Origin of the sequence: Bacillus sp. EE-W1, assembly GCF_009760835.1 — a bacterium.
Classification (GTDB): Bacteria; Bacillota; Bacilli; order Bacillales; family Bacillaceae_G; genus Bacillus_A; species Bacillus_A wiedmannii.
Genome location: NZ_WIPE01000026.1, coordinates 1 through 17,574, shown reverse-complemented (window position 1 = coordinate 17,574; position 17,574 = coordinate 1). Strand labels below are relative to the sequence as shown.

18 protein-coding genes and 1 pseudogene are annotated in these 17,574 nt (G+C 35.1%); 6 read left to right on the top strand and 13 right to left on the bottom strand.

The window, feature by feature from the left end; translation table 11 throughout:
* Positions 1-23: 23 nt before the first annotated feature.
* A pseudogene (locus GFJ36_RS02190) lies at positions 24-289 on the bottom strand (YfhJ family protein).
* Between the two features lie 123 nt (positions 290-412).
* On the opposite strand from GFJ36_RS02190, the gene GFJ36_RS02185 reads away from it, so the two are divergent.
* Both GFJ36_RS02185 and GFJ36_RS02180 read left to right on the top strand, forming a co-directional pair.
* A complete protein-coding gene (locus GFJ36_RS02185) occupies positions 413-571 on the top strand; it encodes a small, acid-soluble spore protein K (RefSeq protein ID WP_000517891.1) in 159 nt (52 codons plus the stop codon).
* Positions 572-617: 46 nt separating this feature from the next.
* A complete protein-coding gene (locus GFJ36_RS02180; RefSeq protein WP_000122093.1) occupies positions 618-770 on the top strand; it encodes a YpzG family protein in 153 nt (50 codons plus the stop codon).
* Positions 771-834: 64 nt separating this feature from the next.
* Here the strand turns inward: GFJ36_RS02180 and GFJ36_RS02175 are convergent, their stop codons facing one another.
* Both GFJ36_RS02175 and recX read right to left on the bottom strand, forming a co-directional pair.
* Positions 835-1,152, bottom strand: coding sequence for a YfhH family protein (locus GFJ36_RS02175; protein WP_001057030.1), 318 nt, complete (start codon positions 1,150-1,152; stop codon positions 835-837).
* A gap of 10 nt (positions 1,153-1,162) precedes the next feature.
* Entirely contained in the window at positions 1,163-1,975 is an 813-nt protein-coding gene (recX, locus tag GFJ36_RS02170; protein ID WP_000268506.1) for a recombination regulator RecX, read from the bottom strand.
* An 81-nt stretch (positions 1,976-2,056) separates the two neighbouring features.
* Here recX and GFJ36_RS02165 point away from each other — a divergent pair, with 81 nt between their 5' ends.
* The 4 genes from GFJ36_RS02165 (at position 2,057) to GFJ36_RS02150 (ending at position 5,262) form a co-directional block, all read left to right on the top strand.
* Positions 2,057-2,962 carry a TIGR01777 family oxidoreductase gene (locus GFJ36_RS02165; protein ID WP_087982357.1) on the top strand — a complete coding sequence of 302 codons (906 nt, stop codon included), beginning with the start codon at positions 2,057-2,059 and terminating at the stop codon, positions 2,960-2,962.
* A gap of 140 nt (positions 2,963-3,102) precedes the next feature.
* A complete protein-coding gene (locus tag GFJ36_RS02160) occupies positions 3,103-4,233 on the top strand; it encodes an amidohydrolase (RefSeq protein WP_000698306.1) in 1,131 nt (376 codons plus the stop codon).
* Positions 4,234-4,474: 241 nt separating this feature from the next.
* On the top strand, positions 4,475-5,032 hold the full coding sequence (locus GFJ36_RS02155; RefSeq protein WP_000914737.1) for a GNAT family N-acetyltransferase: 558 nt from the start codon (positions 4,475-4,477) through the stop codon (positions 5,030-5,032).
* A 110-nt stretch (positions 5,033-5,142) separates the two neighbouring features.
* Complete coding sequence (locus GFJ36_RS02150; protein WP_000358487.1) at positions 5,143-5,262, top strand: YfhE family protein; 120 nt, start codon at positions 5,143-5,145, stop codon at positions 5,260-5,262.
* 369 nt (positions 5,263-5,631) lie between these two features.
* Here GFJ36_RS02150 and GFJ36_RS02145 read toward each other — a convergent pair whose 3' ends face one another.
* The 10 genes from GFJ36_RS02145 to GFJ36_RS02100 all read right to left on the bottom strand — a co-directional run bounded on the left by GFJ36_RS02145 (position 5,632) and on the right by GFJ36_RS02100 (position 17,489).
* Positions 5,632-6,798 carry a diglucosyl diacylglycerol synthase gene (locus GFJ36_RS02145; RefSeq protein ID WP_157349444.1) on the bottom strand — a complete coding sequence of 389 codons (1,167 nt, stop codon included), beginning with the start codon at positions 6,796-6,798 and terminating at the stop codon, positions 5,632-5,634.
* Positions 6,799-7,210: 412 nt separating this feature from the next.
* A complete protein-coding gene (gene pflA, locus GFJ36_RS02140) occupies positions 7,211-7,942 on the bottom strand; it encodes a pyruvate formate-lyase-activating protein (protein ID WP_000589742.1) in 732 nt (243 codons plus the stop codon).
* A 68-nt stretch (positions 7,943-8,010) separates the two neighbouring features.
* Positions 8,011-10,260 carry a formate C-acetyltransferase gene (gene pflB / locus GFJ36_RS02135; RefSeq protein ID WP_097889308.1) on the bottom strand — a complete coding sequence of 750 codons (2,250 nt, stop codon included), beginning with the start codon at positions 10,258-10,260 and terminating at the stop codon, positions 8,011-8,013.
* Positions 10,261-10,599: 339 nt separating this feature from the next.
* Positions 10,600-12,147 carry a glycosyltransferase family 2 protein gene (locus tag GFJ36_RS02130; RefSeq protein WP_141542761.1) on the bottom strand — a complete coding sequence of 516 codons (1,548 nt, stop codon included), beginning with the start codon at positions 12,145-12,147 and terminating at the stop codon, positions 10,600-10,602.
* Positions 12,140-13,105: an NAD-dependent epimerase/dehydratase family protein gene (locus GFJ36_RS02125; RefSeq protein WP_060486943.1), complete on the bottom strand. Its 966-nt coding sequence runs from the start codon at positions 13,103-13,105 to the stop codon at positions 12,140-12,142. Before GFJ36_RS02125 ends, GFJ36_RS02130 begins: the two co-directional genes overlap by 8 nt.
* Positions 13,102-14,343 carry a nucleotide sugar dehydrogenase gene (locus tag GFJ36_RS02120; protein WP_075313226.1) on the bottom strand — a complete coding sequence of 414 codons (1,242 nt, stop codon included), beginning with the start codon at positions 14,341-14,343 and terminating at the stop codon, positions 13,102-13,104. The genes GFJ36_RS02125 and GFJ36_RS02120 overlap by 4 nt, the downstream gene beginning before the upstream one ends.
* Positions 14,336-15,880, bottom strand: a complete 1,545-nt coding sequence (locus GFJ36_RS02115; protein WP_157349442.1) for a glycosyltransferase family 2 protein — start codon at positions 15,878-15,880, stop codon at positions 14,336-14,338. Before GFJ36_RS02115 ends, GFJ36_RS02120 begins: the two co-directional genes overlap by 8 nt.
* A gap of 13 nt (positions 15,881-15,893) precedes the next feature.
* Complete coding sequence (locus GFJ36_RS02110; protein ID WP_000899469.1) at positions 15,894-16,088, bottom strand: LSm family protein; 195 nt, start codon at positions 16,086-16,088, stop codon at positions 15,894-15,896.
* Positions 16,089-16,104: 16 nt separating this feature from the next.
* Positions 16,105-16,506, bottom strand: coding sequence for an LSm family protein (locus GFJ36_RS02105; protein ID WP_000335522.1), 402 nt, complete (start codon positions 16,504-16,506; stop codon positions 16,105-16,107).
* Between the two features lie 167 nt (positions 16,507-16,673).
* Positions 16,674-17,489, bottom strand: coding sequence for a sugar ABC transporter ATP-binding protein (locus GFJ36_RS02100; protein ID WP_088609561.1), 816 nt, complete (start codon positions 17,487-17,489; stop codon positions 16,674-16,676).
* Positions 17,490-17,574: the final 85 nt, after the last annotated feature.

Sequence of the window (17,574 nt, the reverse complement as noted above, 5' to 3'; positions counted from 1 at the left end):
AAAAGCGACTTAAGTCGCTTTTTTTAATGTTTCAAATGATCTTCTTGATTGATTAAATGGCTATATTTCGGATTATTTGTACGCATTTCATGAAGGCGACCTCCAGATTATTAATCCATGTTCGTACCACTTGTTCAGTCATTTCATCACCTTGATAACGACCTGATTTAGCATAAGTTGTTTGAAAGTCTTCCCACAATAATTCAACCCACGCACGAGCTTGTGCGTAAGAAAGTTTGTCATTTTTGTCTAACAATTCTTTTGTTAATGTTTCGTGAATATCATTCATGTTCTATTCTCCTTTTACCTATTTATTCCCTTAATTTCTAAAGGATAGTTTCCTCTATTTTGCACATTCTATAAGTGATACTTCTTAAAGAGGTATCAACTGATGATGAGGAGGGCGTTCGCAATGGGTAAACAAGCCGAATTTTGGTCTGAGTCAAAAAACAACAGCAAAATCGATGGTCAGCCGAAAGCGAAATCACGCTTCGCTTCGAAACGACCTAACGGCACAATTAACACGCACCCACAAGAACGTATGCGTGCTGCAAATCAGCAGGAAGAATAGTTCAGGTACAACCTAAAAAATTAACTTCCTACACGAGGTGATAAAGATGAGCTACCGTGATCGCTTAGATAGTCGTTCTGAATTATTTAACCATACGTGGACTCGTCCGAAACATGCAAAGGCGCAAGTTAACGGACAGACGCAACAAACCCAGTCTCTCATTATACTGGCGAATGAATGTAAAAAACGCCAATTTTAGAATCTCCTATCTCCTGTAACGCCTACCAAAGATGAAAACCAGAGAGATATTCGTTCTCTGGTTTTCATTTTTCTTGCAATAAAGAAATCGGTATTCCAATCTCTTCATTATCATTTTGCTTATGTCCCCAAGCAAATACCCCGTTGAAATACGTAATTTCAAATAATATACCAGGTTCTTCTACTAATTCATATGTCTCACCAATATGGAATTTGTTTATATCAGTCATATAAGCACGAGCCATTGCCATCTTGCGCATTAATACATCGAACTCATTTACAATACCAAGCTGCTCTGCCTTTATTGCTTGCTCTTTCAAAACCCCAATTTCTTCCCTTAGCTCATGTGGTGTCATTTCACTGTAGCGCTTTGGCATATTCATCTTATTCCCCTCATCCCTCTTCACGTTTCATCTGCAAAAATATCTCTATCTCATCAATAGAGAACCCTTTGCGATATAACGCTTGTTTCATCTTATTTTCGAATGTCCATCCATCATACTTCTTATATTTCTCATAATATTTATTCCCATGATAGTGTAACGCTTCTTGTTGCTGTTCGTCATCTTTTTCGTCTTTCAATTCTTCCAAACAAATTTGAATCACATCTCTAGAATATCCTTTACGAACAAGCATTTCGTCTAACTTTAGCTTCATTTGTAAAAAGGAATGCTTTTGATAAGACCTTTTCTTCTTTTCTATAAGAAGTAAAGCATTCTCAATTTGCTTTTCCTTCGGATATTCTTGTAAACTATGTGTAATGATTAGATCCTGAACACCTTTATTTAATAACTCTCTTTTAATAACAGTCGGACCCTTTCGATTCACATTACTTTGCGTTCGCGTATATAAAACAGCGTACTCTTTATCATTAATATATCGATCATGTAATAATTTCGAAACGACTTCAGAGATGACGGCCTGTCCCACTTCTTTTTTTCGTAAATAGTCTTCTACTTCTTTTTTTGTTCTCATTTGATAGGATAGATAGGAAATTGCTTGTAAATATGCTTTTTGTACCTCTTCATTGTATAAAATATTCCCTAACGCTATTTCATCAATTTCTAATCCTTTTTGTAATCCATGTTTCATTAAGATTACTTGATCCACACTAAATCCGTATTCTTCACCTTGACCTTTATCAATATAAATATTAAATCGTTCTTTCGATCGTTTTTGCACTTCTATTTTTGTAATGACAGCCATACTCTCACCTCTCTATTATTTTAACATAGTCAAGGAACGTTTTTGCTTTTCAAGAATATATATAATGAGGAGGAAATAATTGTGAGAATCGCAATTTCTGGTGGTACCGGCTTTATCGGTAAATACCTTTCTACTTTTTTTATTCAAAAAGGATATAATGTTTACATTCTTACTCGAAACAAAACTACTGAAACTTCCCATCCTAACCTTCAGTATGTACAATGGACACCAGATTTACAAACCTTCCCCCTCTCTTCTATCGATGTAGTTATTAATCTAGCTGGAGAGTCTATTAATAGTAGATGGACAAAGAAACAAAAGGAATCCATTTTAAACAGTCGAATTCAAACAACAAAAGGACTCATTAAACAATTGCAAACACTTGGTACAAAGCCAAATACATTTATTAACGCAAGTGCTATTGGATACTATGGAACGTCTGAAACTGAGTCTTTTACAGAACAGCATGAGATTCCTGGAAATGACTTTTTAGCAAATACAGTATATTCATGGGAACAAGAAGCATCTAAAGCACGTTCTCTTGGAATGCGAACAATCTACGCAAGACTTGGAGTTGTATTAGGCGCAGACGGAGGAGCTCTTCCCAAAATGCTACTCCCCTATCAATTCTATATTGGAGGTACAATTGGATCTGGAAACCAATGGTTATCATGGATTCATATAGACGATGTCGTTCGCCTAATTGATTTCATCATACACAAAGAAGAAATTGATGGCCCTTTTAACATCACAGCTCCCCTACCTATAAGAATGAAGGAATTTGGAGAAACCATTGCAACTATAATGAAAAAACCTCATTGGTTACCTGTCCCTTCATTTATGATTCACACTTTATTAGGTGAGATGAGTATACTTGTACTCGAAGGACAACATGTATTACCTAGTAAAGCAATTGAACATGGGTATCAATACACATTTCCGGCAATAGACCATGCATTACAAAATATACTTTCGCATACAATGTAGTACTTCTAAAACACAGTTTTACAGGGTCCCCTTTCAAAACTTTCATTTTCTAGAATCCGGAGCATTATTACACAAATAATCTTTCAGTTACTTTCCCTTAAATTCCATTAACATTGTAAAGTAACAGAAATGAGGTACCTATGAAAATATTGCTCAAACAAGCCATTGTCTATCCTATTACATCCCAAAAATTTCAAGGGGATGTACTCGTTATAGGAGAAAGAATTGCCGAGGTCAAGCCTTCCATTCAACCTACTCAAGATATGACAGTTATAGACGCTCGTGCTCTTCATCTTTTACCTGGATTTATTGATGTCCATACTCATCTTGGTCTCTATGATGAAGGTACTGGTTGGGCTGGCAATGATGCAAATGAAACATCTGAAGTTTCAACACCACATATCCGTTCTTTGGACGGAATCCACCCTTTTGATATTGCCTTTCAAGATGCTGTACAAAACGGAATCACAACTGTTCACGTTATGCCAGGAAGTCAAAACATTATCGGTGGTACGACTTGTGTAATAAAAACAGCTGGAACTTGTATTGATCATATGATTATTCAAGAACCTGCCGGCTTAAAGATTGCCTTCGGAGAAAATCCTAAAAAGGTCCATAGTAATGGAACAAAAGAATCCATAACACGTATGGGAATTATGGGATTACTTCGGGAATCATTCTATGAAGCACAGCACTACGGGCATGAAGCTGATTTTCGAATGCTTCCTATCTTAAAAGCATTACGCCGCGAAATACCCGTACGTATCCACGCTCACCGAGCAGATGATATTAGTTCTGCTCTACGCTTTGCAACAGAGTTCAATCTCGATTTACGTATTGAACATTGTACAGAAGGACACTTTATTGTTGAAGAACTTTCGAAACACAATTTGAAGGTTTCAGTTGGCCCCACTCTTACACGCCGTTCTAAAATCGAACTTAAAAACAAAACATGGGATACTTACCATATATTATCAAAAAATGGTGTGGAAGTTTCTATAACAACAGATCACCCTTATACACCAATTCAATATTTAAATATTTGTGCTGCTGTCGCAGTAAGAGAAGGATTAGACGAAAAAACTGCACTAGAAGGAATCACCATATTTCCAGCACGAAATTTACGTTTAGAGGATAGAATTGGAAGCATTGAGGTTGGAAAAGACGCTGATCTTGTGTTATGGACTCATCATCCTTTCCATTATTTAGCCAAGCCTGTACTAACCATGATTGATGGAAAAATAATTTACAAAAAAAATAAAAAAAACTAGTTTATTTTTTTGACTAGATAAAGTATTATACGATTATAAACTGAATGAAACCATAATCAATTTGTGTCGTGATTATCATTTTCAAATTGATGAATGGGGAAGGCAAATGGTGCGCCACCAGCGTTAGAAACTGGTTCTAGTGGGTTCGATTCCCACCCCGAAATTTTTTAAAGATTGATATAAAAATTTCGAGGGTGGGGTGTTTTTTCGTCATGCTACCCTCGTGTGAGGAGGAGTTAGTATGTTGAAAAAACGCGACTTACACGACAGCCACGTTCTATACGAGTTAATGGTGGACCCAGCTGTCTTCCCTTTTGTGCGTCAAAAGGCTTATTCTTATGAAGAGTATTTATTTTTAACGAAACAAACGATTGAAGCTGAAGAGCGTGGGGAATTAATTTCACGCACAATTTTAGATGAATGGGGTAACCCTATCGGAACAATTACTTTATTTGATGTGCAAGAAAAAGCCGGATTTCTCGGAACATGGCTTGGCAAACCCTATCATGGAAAAGGCTATAATAAATTGGCGAAAGATTCATTTTTTAGTGAACTTTTCTATGAATTAGATATTGAAACAATCTTTATGCGTATTCGTAAAATAAACATTCGTTCTATTAAAGCTGCCGAAAAACTACAATATGTAAATCTAGCAAACGAAACAAGAAAAGCCGTTTATGATGAAATTAACGCAAATGAAGAAGTATATAACTTATATGAAATCCCAAAAGATCAATATACACTTGCTACAATGCGAGATACAACGTTCCAAGATGCTCACCAATTAAAAGAAGCATAATCTAAATTTACAGAAAAAATAATTAATCATTAACATTTTACCATATACGTATATCACCCTATGTCTTTGGAAACGATAGATAGTGACTTTAGGACACGAGGTGATTTGTAATGGATAAAAAGAAACGTGACAAAACAAAAAACACATTATCTAGTACACAAGAAGTTCTTTACCAACGAGAATTTCGCAAAGCAGATCGCGCAGCGGGTTATCGCTCGAAAAGTATTTAAAGTGAGAATGAATAATTAGAAGTTTTCCCCCCTAATTATTCATTCTCATTACATATTTTTTCTACGTGATAGAATAGACAAAAAGGTTCCTTATTTATAAGGAACCTTTTTTGTGTGGATAACGTTATCCACACAATTTATAGAATTGTGAATAAATTCAACAAATCCTTCACAAGTTTATATGTTGTAACGCATAGTAAATGTTAGAATTGTGGATAGTTTTCTAAAAATTGTGGACAATGTGGATATAGTTGTTAATATTTCGACTTTACTGTTTAATGAAAGCGTAATCTTCATGTGGATAAGTTACTACTTTATCTTATAAAACAATAAAGAACCCTCTTTAAACATATAAAAGAGGGTTTCATATTAAGTAAATAATTGTGCAAGAGCAGGTGATTTAATAGGTATATGATTCGGTTCTACATGATTTTCTGTCAAAATTGTATCCACAATATGACCAGCTGGCTCCGGACGATAAACGCTTTTCATCGCTTCTTTCATTTGAAGAAGCTTCATATCATCTTGTAATAACGCCTCTGTCTTTGCAAAAACCTCACTATCATCACGAATGACAACTGCAGCTCCTTTTCTTTCAAAGTACATCGCATTTTCATTTTCTTGCCCTGGAACAGGCTTATATAAAATGACAGGTACTTGCAATGCTGCCGCTTCACTTAACGTAATACCGCCTGGCTTCGTAATCATACAAGAAGTAACACGGAATAATTCATCAATATTTTCAACATAACCAAATACTTTTAATGCATCAGGATTTTTTTCCTGTACTCCTAATAAATCCTGTTTTAACGCTTCATTCTTTCCACAAACGACAACTACTTGTAAATCAGGTAATGACATAAATGATTGGCATAGTTCTTTTACACTTCCTAATACCCCATGAGCACCTGCTACAATTAGTAAAATCTTTTTATTCTTACATAACTGATATTTATTATATATAATGTCTGGATTGATCTTCAGCTCAAAACTACTACGAATCGGAATTCCAGTTTCAACAATTTGCTCCGAGGGCACACCAATATCAACCATAATTTTTTTCACGTGATCCGTTGCTACAAAATAACGATCTACTTCCCGATGAATCCATATTTTGTGCACACAAAAATCCGTTAATACGTTATAAACAGGAATTGAAATACCTGTTTGCTTTTTTAACTCTGGTACAGCTATGATCGGAAAAGTATTAATAACAATATCCGGTTTCTCTGCTTGTAAAAGTAATTTCAAACGTTTTCTTCCAAAGTTCGCATACCAAGATGCTATTTTTTTATCATAAATTTTTTCTACGCCATAATAAAACAAGCGGTATAATTCTTTTCCTATTGTATAACTTTTTAAATATAAATATTTTGTAATATCGGTTATAACTGGATGTGATTCTCCGAACAAATCGCATACAATTACATCTTTAATTCCTTTTTGGCGAAATGTTTGTTCTAATGTTTTCGCTACTTGCACATGACCATTACCGTAATGTGCAGTTAATATTAAAACCTTGGGGTTTTTTATCAAACAAATCCACTCCTAGCTTATTGTTTCTCCATATTGCATATACGACAATAGGAAAAACATTTTCCTTAAAAATTACATAAACAGATTCTAATACTTCTCTTTCAGCTATGTACCTGTCGTGGATATGCAAAGCATATAAGATTGACCCCTTAATCCTATCTGTGCTCATATCTTTACATTATACTTTCCTATAAGAGCTTTCGCAATAACTTACAAATGTTCTCTATTCCATGATACTCACTCTTTTACTTCTTAATTCTTTTTACTATTTTGATTTCCCTTTACAATTATGTAAATTTCTCCACTTATTCCTTACAAAAATATGGATATTCTATTTTTAGTATACTCTTTTCTATATACATACTCTAGGTTTTATTGTAAAGAAAGCAAAAAGCCTAATCCAATATTTGGATTAGACTGCTTGTAAAATATGTCTTGCTTGCTCTACATTTTTTTCAGTAGGTGGTTCTACATTCGCGAGTGGATATTTATGCCCAAGTGCCTCCCATTTATATACACCAAGCTTATGATATGGTAGCACTTCAACCTTCTGAACATTAGACAGGCTTTGAATAAAGCTAGATAATTTTTGTAGATCCTCTTCATTATCCGTAACACCAGGAACTAATACGTGTCTTACCCAAATTGGTTTATTTTTATCCGATAAATAACGAGCAAATTGTAAAATATGTTCATTTGGTTTCCCTGTTAATTTACGGTGTTTCTTTGAATCAATATGTTTCAAATCCAATAAAACTAAATCTGTGTAATCCATTAAAATATCTAGCTTATTTTGGAATTCTGGTTCTTCAGAATAACAACCACCCGAAGAATCAATTGTTGTATGAATTCCAACTTCCTTACATTTCTTAAATAATTCAATTAAGAAATCTAGCTGTAATAATGGTTCACCACCACTAACTGTTATACCGCCTCCAGAAGCTTCAATAAAAGGAAGGTAACATGTCACATCCTGCATTACTTCTTCAACTGTTATTTCTTTTCCTTTACCGATCTCCCACGTATCAGCATTATGACAGTATTGACAACGTAATAAACACCCTTGTGTAAATATGACATAACGAATTCCTGGGCCATCAACAGTACCACAAGACTCTACAGAATGAATTCTTCCTTTTATCATGTTACTTCCTCCTTTATTGAAGCAGCCCCCCTCTGCTATTTATAAAAAGCAGAGGGACACTTTTTCACTTACATACTTTCATGCATTGTACGATTAATTACATCGATTTGTTGTTCACGAGTTAATTTAATAAAGTTTACAGCGTAACCAGATACGCGAATTGTTAATTGTGGATATTTCTCAGGATGTTCCATCGCATCCATTAATGTTTCACGATTAAATACGTTAATATTTAAGTGATGGCCTTCTTTTACTGCATAACCATCAAGCATTGATACTAAGTTACGTACTTGTACATCATCTTCTTTACCAAGTGCTTTTGGAATAATAGAGAATGTATTAGAAATACCATCTTGTGCATCTTCATATGGTAATTTAGCTACAGATAATAATGAAGCTAATGCACCTTTTGTATCACGACCATGCATTGGGTTCGCACCTGGTGCAAATGGTTCTCCAGTACGGCGACCATCTGGAGTGTTACCAGTTTTCTTACCGTATACAACGTTAGATGTGATTGTTAAGATCGACATTGTATGAACAGAATTTCTGTATGTTTTATGTTTACGAAGTTTATTCATAAATGTTTTTACAAGATTTACAGCGATTTCATCTACACGGTCATCATTGTTACCGTATTTAGGGAAATCTCCTTCGATTTCAAAGTCAACTGCAATACCGTTTTCATCACGAATTGGTTTTACTTTTGCGTGTTTAATTGCACTTAAAGAGTCTGCTACTACAGATAGACCCGCGATACCTGTTGCCATTGTACGAAGAACATTTGTATCATGAAGTGCCATTTCAATACGTTCGTAGCTATATTTATCATGCATGTAATGAATAACATTTAATGTGTTTAAATATAGACCTGCTAACCATTCCATTGTCATATCAAACTTACGCATAACTTCTTCATAATCTAATACTTCAGAAGTAATCGGTGCGTACTCAGGACCAACTTGTGCTTTAGATTTTTCATCTTTACCACCGTTAATCGCATATAGTAATGCTTTTGCTAAGTTTGCACGTGCGCCGAAGAACTGCATTTGTTTACCAATTCTCATTGCAGATACACAACAAGCAATTCCGTAGTCATCACCGTAGTCAGCACGCATAATGTCATCATTTTCATATTGAATTGCTGATGTTTTAATAGACATTTTCGCACAGTAGTTTTTAAAGTTCTCCGGTAATTGTTTAGACCAAAGAACTGTTAAGTTTGGTTCTGGAGCTGGTCCTAAATTATCTAATGTATGCAAGAAACGGAATGAGTTCTTTGTTACTAATGGACGACCATCTAATGCCATACCACCGATAGACTCAGTTACCCAAGTTGGGTCACCAGAGAATAATTCATTATAATCAGGTGTTCTTGCAAATTTCACAAGACGTAATTTCATAATGAAGTGATCCACAATTTCTTGTACTTCTTCTTCTGTTAAAGTACCATTTGCTAAATCTCTTTCAATATAAATATCTAAGAATGTAGAAGTACGTCCAAGACTCATTGCAGCTCCGTTTTGCTCTTTAATTGCTGCAAGATATGCGAAGTATAACCATTGGAATGCTTCTTGTGTGTTTGTTGCTGGCTTAGAAATATCAAAGCCATGAGAAGCAGCCATTTGTTTTAACTCTTGAAGTGCACGCATTTGCTCAGATAACTCTTCGCGTAAACGCATTGTATCTTCGCTCATTACACCGCCAGTTAAATTCAAATCAGCTTTTTTCGCTTCAATTAAATGATCAATACCATATAATGCTACGCGTCGGTAGTCACCGATAATACGTCCACGTCCGTATGCATCTGGAAGACCAGTAATTACACCTGATTTACGTGCATTTCTCATTTCTGGTGTATAAGCATCGAATACACCTTGGTTATGAGTTTTTCTCCAATCTCTAAAAATACGACTAAGCTCTTTATCCATTTCGTATCCATAAGATTCACAAGCTTGTTCCGCCATACGAATACCACCATATGGTTGTAAAGAACGTTTAAATGGTTTTTCAGTTTGGAAACCGACTACTTTTTCAATATCTTTATTTAAATATCCTGGTTCATGTGATGTAATAGAAGAAACAATTTTTGTATCCATATCAAGAACGCCACCGTTTTCACGTTCTTTCGTTGTTAAATCCATTACTTGATCCCAAAGTTGTTTCGTTGCTTCAGTTGCTCCCGCTAAGAAAGATTCGTCTCCTTCGAAAACGTTTACATTATTTAAAATGAAATCGCGAACATCAATCTCTGCTTTCCATTTTTCACCTTTAAAGTTTTCCCATGCGTTTTTAACATTTTCTAATACTTGAGTCATCCTAATCTCCTCCATTTTTGATTAGTACAGGACTAAGATTTTTTATATAACAGCTTACACACTTAGAATACTACTTTTTTGCTAAAGTGAACGAAATAGTTGTGACATGTTTGTGAAATGTTGAGCAAACTACTATATGCACAGTGTTAACTTCACTTAAAAGTCTTTATAATTAACCCTTTCCTTAATTGTATTTTTTTGGTATCCTTATATACGAGTCCTATTTTGTAATATAAGAACAATACCCATTGTAGAGCTGTAATACTCTTATCTCCTAATCTGTTATAGTTTTTATAACAGAACAAAAAAGTGTACATATGTTGTACACTTTTTTTGTTACTACTCTAAAACATCTCTTTTTCTATTCCCATCATAGAATCCACCACGGCTACCTTCTAATACAATTAATTGCTCTAATCCTTCTATATGATCACCTATAATTCGCAAGACAGCTGGAGGATGACCTATTTTTGCAAAATGTTCACTGGGACGAATGCGGTTCATCTTATCGACCTCTACACGACTTACACACGCAATTTCGAATCCTGAAAGAATAGCTTTCACTTGCGCTACGCAAGGTGACAATAAAGACCTATACCCAATTGATTTCAAACACTTCTGGCTAAACGCATTAGGTACAGCGATAAGAGATCCTACTCCTAAATCTTTTCTATCACAAGCTAAATTTAATGCATATTTAAATGCAGTTACAAGATGAAGCGGTACTCTTAAATCTAAATAATGATTTAGATCATTTAATGCGACATCCATTCCATCTGCAATAGCTTTTGCAAATGGATATAGCTCACTAGCTGGAATAACAAAATCACCGTCTATAAATAATACAATTTCTCCTTTGGCGAAATAAGTCCCAAGTGAACGTCCCACATCGTTGCCAAGTGCTTCTTTATATACAATTGTTGTTGCTCCCTTGTCTTTTGCAATCGTTGCTGTTTTATCAGACGAACCATTTACAACAACGATAATTTCAAAAGGTTCAATTTTGCGAAGCTCTTCTATAACATTTCCAATTGTTTTCTCTTCATCTTGTACAGGAATAATGACTGATAATTGCTTTCCTTTATACAATTTAGATGTAATGCCCCATCCTTGATAAAGATCTTCGAAATCTAAAGTATGATAGACACTATCTCTTTTCCTATTTCCATCATAATATCCTCCGCGCTCATCACTACCTACTATTCGCTCCGCTACAGCTTCTATATGATCACCTATCATCCGTTTTTCAGATTGCGAAAGACCCGTGCCGTACGCAGCATGCTCGGTCGGCCGAAATTTATTTGGCGTAATAACGTCAATTGCACAATGCCGACTAATTCTCCATTCACTTTGAACGAGGCGTAAATGAGCCAAAATAGGATTAACAAAACATTCATATCCGATGCTTTGAACGACCTCTTTCGTCAGCGCATGAGGTGCATCTAATAAGGAATCAATTTTTAATTCTTCACGCTCTAACATTGCATTTAATATTTGGCGCCATACTGTCACGGCGTGCGGTTTTTGTTTCTTTAAAAATAATGCGTCCAAATTATTTAAAACGATGTCGGCCTGATCATGTAAAATCGGATTAAGGAATAATTGTAATTTTGAAGTTTGAATAGCAAAATCTCCATCTATAAATAGTAATACATCACCTATCGCATGTTTTGCGCCAATCGCGCGGCCAACATCGTTCCCTAGTAGCTCTATATACTTGATTACTTTACACCCTAAACGATCAGCAACCTCTTCTGTACCATCGTTACAACCGTTTGCTACTACAATAATCTCTATTGGATTTAATCCTTTTGCCGATTGGATAACATCTGAAATCGTTTCAGCTTCATTACATACAGGTATAATGACCGATAGTGACTTAGCCATTATTTTCTTCACGGAACCACTTAATAGTTTCTTTCAATCCTTCTTCCCATGTTACTTCTGCTTGAAACTGAACAAGTTCTCTTAATTTCGCAACATCTGGTCTTCTATTTGGAATTTCTTCAAAGCCATGTGGGTACACCTCTTCAAAAGGAACTTGAACAATCTTTGAAGAGGATTTCGTTAGCTTTTTAATTACTTCTGCCACTTCTTTTATACTCTTTTCATTGTCAGAACCTATGTTAATAATTTCACCATTTACCTTCTCATCCATCGCTCGAATCGTTGCCTCTACCGCATCACTTACATACGTAAAACAACGTGTCTGCTCTCCATCTCCATATACGAGAATGTCTTCTCCTTGCAAAGCCGCACTAATAAATCGTGGGATTACCCCTGCATACGGACCATCTTTCGCTCTTGGACCATAAATATTAAAATAACGAACAATCGTTACCGGTAAACCTTCTAATGCGTATCCTAAACATAATGTTTCTTCTAATGTTTTACACACTGCATAACTCCAGCGTATTTTAGAAGTTGCCCCGTATAATCGATCTCCCTCTTCAGAGAAGGGTGGCTTTGCCTTACCATATACTTCTGAAGTAGAAGCAAAGACCACTTTCTTCTTTTCTTTTAGCGCTGCTTGTAAAATGTTTCTCGTTCCATCAAAATTCGTTTCAATAAGCTCTATACTCTTTTCCATTGTCGTTTTCACGCCTAAAATTGCTGCTAAATGAAACACTACATCATGTTGGTTTACTAATTCATAAATAGAATTTTTATCTAAAACACTTATTGGAATAACTCGAATTTCTTTCATTAACTCATCATGATATTTATTTTTCCCTTTATAGAAGTTATCAACGATCGTAACCCCATACCCTCTTTTCACCAGCTCTTCAGCTAAATGTGAACCAATAAATCCTGCTCCACCTGTAATTAAACATTTCTTACTCATACACTCACCTTCTTTATAATTCCACGTGTATCTATTACTCGCTTCATACCTTTAAAAAGCTTCCAATCGATATTAGAGTGATCAGTTAAAATTAATATACAACCCGCTTGTTTAACGACATGTTCATCCAAAGAAACAGATTGGTACACCTTGCCTTCAAACTTTGCAGAAGAAATATATGGATCGTGATATTCGATTTCATATCCTTCTTTTAGTAACAATTCAATAATTGGTAAAGCCGGTGATTCTCTCAAATCATTTACATCTTTCTTATATGCAATTCCTACAATTAAAACTGATGCAGGTGATTGCACCATGCCTTTTACTTTCCGGACTATTTTCTCTGGCATTTCTTCATTAATCACATGTGCAGCCTCAATTAATTGACTAATTTCCCCATTCCTTTTTATTCTCCATTGGAAATATAAAGGATCTACTGGAATACAATGTCCTCCTATTCCTGGTCCTGGCCAATATGGAGTAAATCCAAACGGTTTTGTAGATGCGGCTTCAATCGCCTCATAAAAATCAATTCCTAAACTTTCACATAGTGTGTTTAACTCATTTACTAATGAAATATTGACTAGGCGCTGAATATTTTCAAATAACTTACACATTTCCGCTACTTTCGGAGAACTAACTGGAACAACGACATCAAATGTAGTGCTATACAACTCCTGAACTTTTTGTTTACACTTTTCTGTTTGTCCACTAATAACTTTTGGAATCGTTTGAACAGAATAGTGACTATTAGCCGGATCAATTCTCTCAGGGGAATATCCGATATAGAAATCTTCTCCTACCTTTTTACCTGTTTGAGAAATAATAGGAATGATAACTTCCTCGAGTGTACCTGGATATGTGGAGCTTTCAAAAATGAAGGTTTGTCCTTTTTGAAGGTTTTGTTGTATATAATGTGAGGCTGAAATGAGGGCACTTAAGTCTGGTTCTCTTTGTTCATTAATCGGAGTCGGGACAGTAACAATAACATAATCACTATTTTGAAAATCAGCAATGCCTTGATCCGGTGTGTTCACTATTAATTTTTTTTTCACCAATAAACTTTGTAACTCTTTAGAAGAAACATCCGGAATATAGCTTTCTCCTTTTATAATTGATTCTATTTTTCTAATATCTTTATCTAACCCAAGTACTGTATGCCCTCTCTCTGCAAAATGGACTGCTAAAGGAAGGCCAACATACCCTAAGCCAATAATAGCTACTTTACTACTATTCATTTGTATTCTCTTCTTCCCTTCTCAATTGTTGAATGATATATCTCTCTCTATCTCCATCCGTAAAGCCACCGCGTTCGTCTGTACATTGTAATAAATACGCAATCGCCTCAATTTGATCACCGAAAATACGATCAAATGCTGAAATACGCCCATTTACAAATTCGTGTTGCTCTGGACGTACTCGATTTGTTTTTATAACATCTAATAACTCTACTGCTGTAATAGAGAATCCTTCTAAAATAGCTTTCACCTGAGCTAATGGAGGAATCACAAGAGAATCATAACCAATTTTCTCTATTACTTTTTTATGCATAGCGTGTGGTACTGCTGTTAATGAGTTATTCCATAAATCTGGTCGCTTCGCTATCAAATTCACAAAATATTTTCCCATGCTAATTGGATCTGCTGGATGAAACATATCTAATAAACACTGTAAATCATTTAATGCCACATCACTTCCATCTTCAATAGCACACAAAAATAGAATTAAATTTGTTGCTGGAATAACAAAATCACTATCAACAAATAAACAAATATCTGCCGTAGCATACATGGCCCCTATCGCCCGTGCTACATTATGCCCAAGCACTTCATCCAACTCAACAACAATAACATTCTCTAGCTTTACTTGTTTAATGGTCTTTACGGCAGCTCCATTCACAACAACTATAATTTCATCTACACCTGCTTTTTTCACTTCTTGTATAACAGACCTTATAGTTGTTTTCTCTTCTGATACTGGGATAATGGCACTATATTTCGCTTTTTTCTTTTGTAATAAAACTGGTTTATACTTTCCTACAAACTCCCTATCTTTATTGCCCTCTGAAAAACCACCGCGATTACCGTATGTTTCGATTACGTATTGTAAAGCTCGCAAATGATCACCCATAATACGACTAGTCGCTTTCGGATAAGGAGAGCCAGGTGACGTGCCCGTATGGACAGGACGAACTTTATTTGTGTAAATGACATCAACTGAAGCCATATCAGAAATATCTACTCCTCTAGACATCGCCATCGCTTGAAATAGTGCTGGATCCGCTAAATTCCACCACCCTAGTTCTTCAATCACTTCACGACTTATCGCATGTGGTATCGCAATTAAAGATCCTACAACAAATTCTTTTTTGTTCAAATAACGGTTTAACATATATTTTCCAACCGTCGTATAATGCGGTCTCATCTTCAAATAAACGGACCATGTTAAATTATTTAAAACAATCTCATGTCCTTGCTGTATTCCTTTAATAAAATTGTATAATTCTTCACTTTTCATGACGATATCGCCATCTAAAAATAAAACAATTTCACCTTTTGCTTCTCTAGCACCAATTGCCCGTCCCACATCATTACCAAGAGAATATCTATAATAAATCACACGGCAATTAAGCTGTAACGCTATTTCTTTCGTACCATCTGTCGATCCATTATCTACTATGATAATTTCATATGGTTCCAACTTCCTTACTTCTACTAAAACTTTTGATAAAGTACTTGCTTCATTATGCACTGGAATAACAACTGACACTCTCATACTTGTATCACGCTTACCCTTCCAAGCGAACATAAGCAATAATCGGAATACGTACAACTACATCTTCTGGTGGTCCATAAGAAGGAGAAGTACGAACAATTACTGCCCCATCCGTCACAGATAAAAGAACGCCTGCAATGATTTCTACAGCTGTCACAACTTGCACTAGTTCACCAACATGGTTACGTAATTCATCAGTAAATAACATATATAACTCTCCTTTCTTACACTTCTTTAATTGATATAATACTTGTAAATGGTAATAAAACTTCTGTTCCTATTCCTTCTTGCAGTGTTAAGAAATCATCACCAACTGCTACAATCACACCCGTTAACTGTCCAACTGTCACAGTAATCTCTACGTTTTTACCCAAATACTGCTCTGCAATTTCTTTAAAAGGTGATGTATTACATTCTTTTAAAATGTTACAAATAATAGATTGAAATCTACTTGATTCAATAACTTCTTCCGTAGCTTGCTTAGAGTTTCTTTGAATAAATCTCGCGAAGTTTTGTGAAAATAAAAGTCTCTCCACAGCAGGCAATAACTTATTATCTAAAAAATAATCTAATTGTCTATTAAACAATCTCGATAGCTTTTTCCAATACTTACCGAACAAACACATACACTTCTCCTCCTATTATTTTTAAAGTATAAAAACACATCCATACATCTTAATGTATACAGAGCAGGCTTTTTTTGTGATAGGTAAGGCATACATTTTTCAAAGAAACCATCTTTTCTAGTCACACAAAAAAGATAGATGGTATCCCATCTATCTTTATGTATATTTTAATTTTTAATTGTAACAATGGCAGCTGCACTATAATAAACCGCTCGTGGCAATTCTGCCTGTTCACTTATAGAAGCTGTAACAAGTGAACCACCACTTGCCGAGAAATACTTAACAGCTTCTAAAGGAATACCATCTTCTTTTACATCAATATGCGTTCCATCTCGCCAATCTATTTTCTGCATTGTTGCTGAGAAATCGCCAGCCACTTTACCAATTTCTTCACCATCCATCCCTAAAAAGGTCCATTCCCACTTTGTTAAACTTAGTACTTGTTTCAACTCTCCAATTTTCTTTCCATCTATATTAGAAAAAGTATAGAAGTTTCGTACTCCCATCTCCTTTTGAACACGCAACAATCTTTCTCCCGAATGATTATATAAATAAAATTGTTGCTTATGTAGTCCCTTTAAAAGAAAAGAAAGTACAACTTGCCATACACGTTGAATAACAAAATCATACTCTTCTTTTAAAAAACCTAATGCACTGCCATCTAATCCAAAGTACGTTATTACTTGAAATATCCCTACCTCTTTACGAACAACAAATTTTTGTTGCTCAAATAATTCAGAATTCTCTATATTATAAATTTCCTTTTTAAGTATTTTTGATCTTCGTTTTTCCATAAAGCTATATATGAATAATCCAAATGCCGGTATTACAACACTTATTAATTTCAAATTTTCTTTCTCCGAAGTGAATAGCGTCCCTTTTTTATATTCCATCACTAATACAATTGTGACAATAACCCATACAATAATAGATACAAAAAAAATGCGTTTTGCATTACGTGCGTGATGCCTATCTATACTCATACTCCTCCTCCTTTTCCATTTATCCCGCTATTCGCCGGGCAGTAAGACCCCCACTTCAAAATTCAGCGAAAGCAAAGAAGTTAGG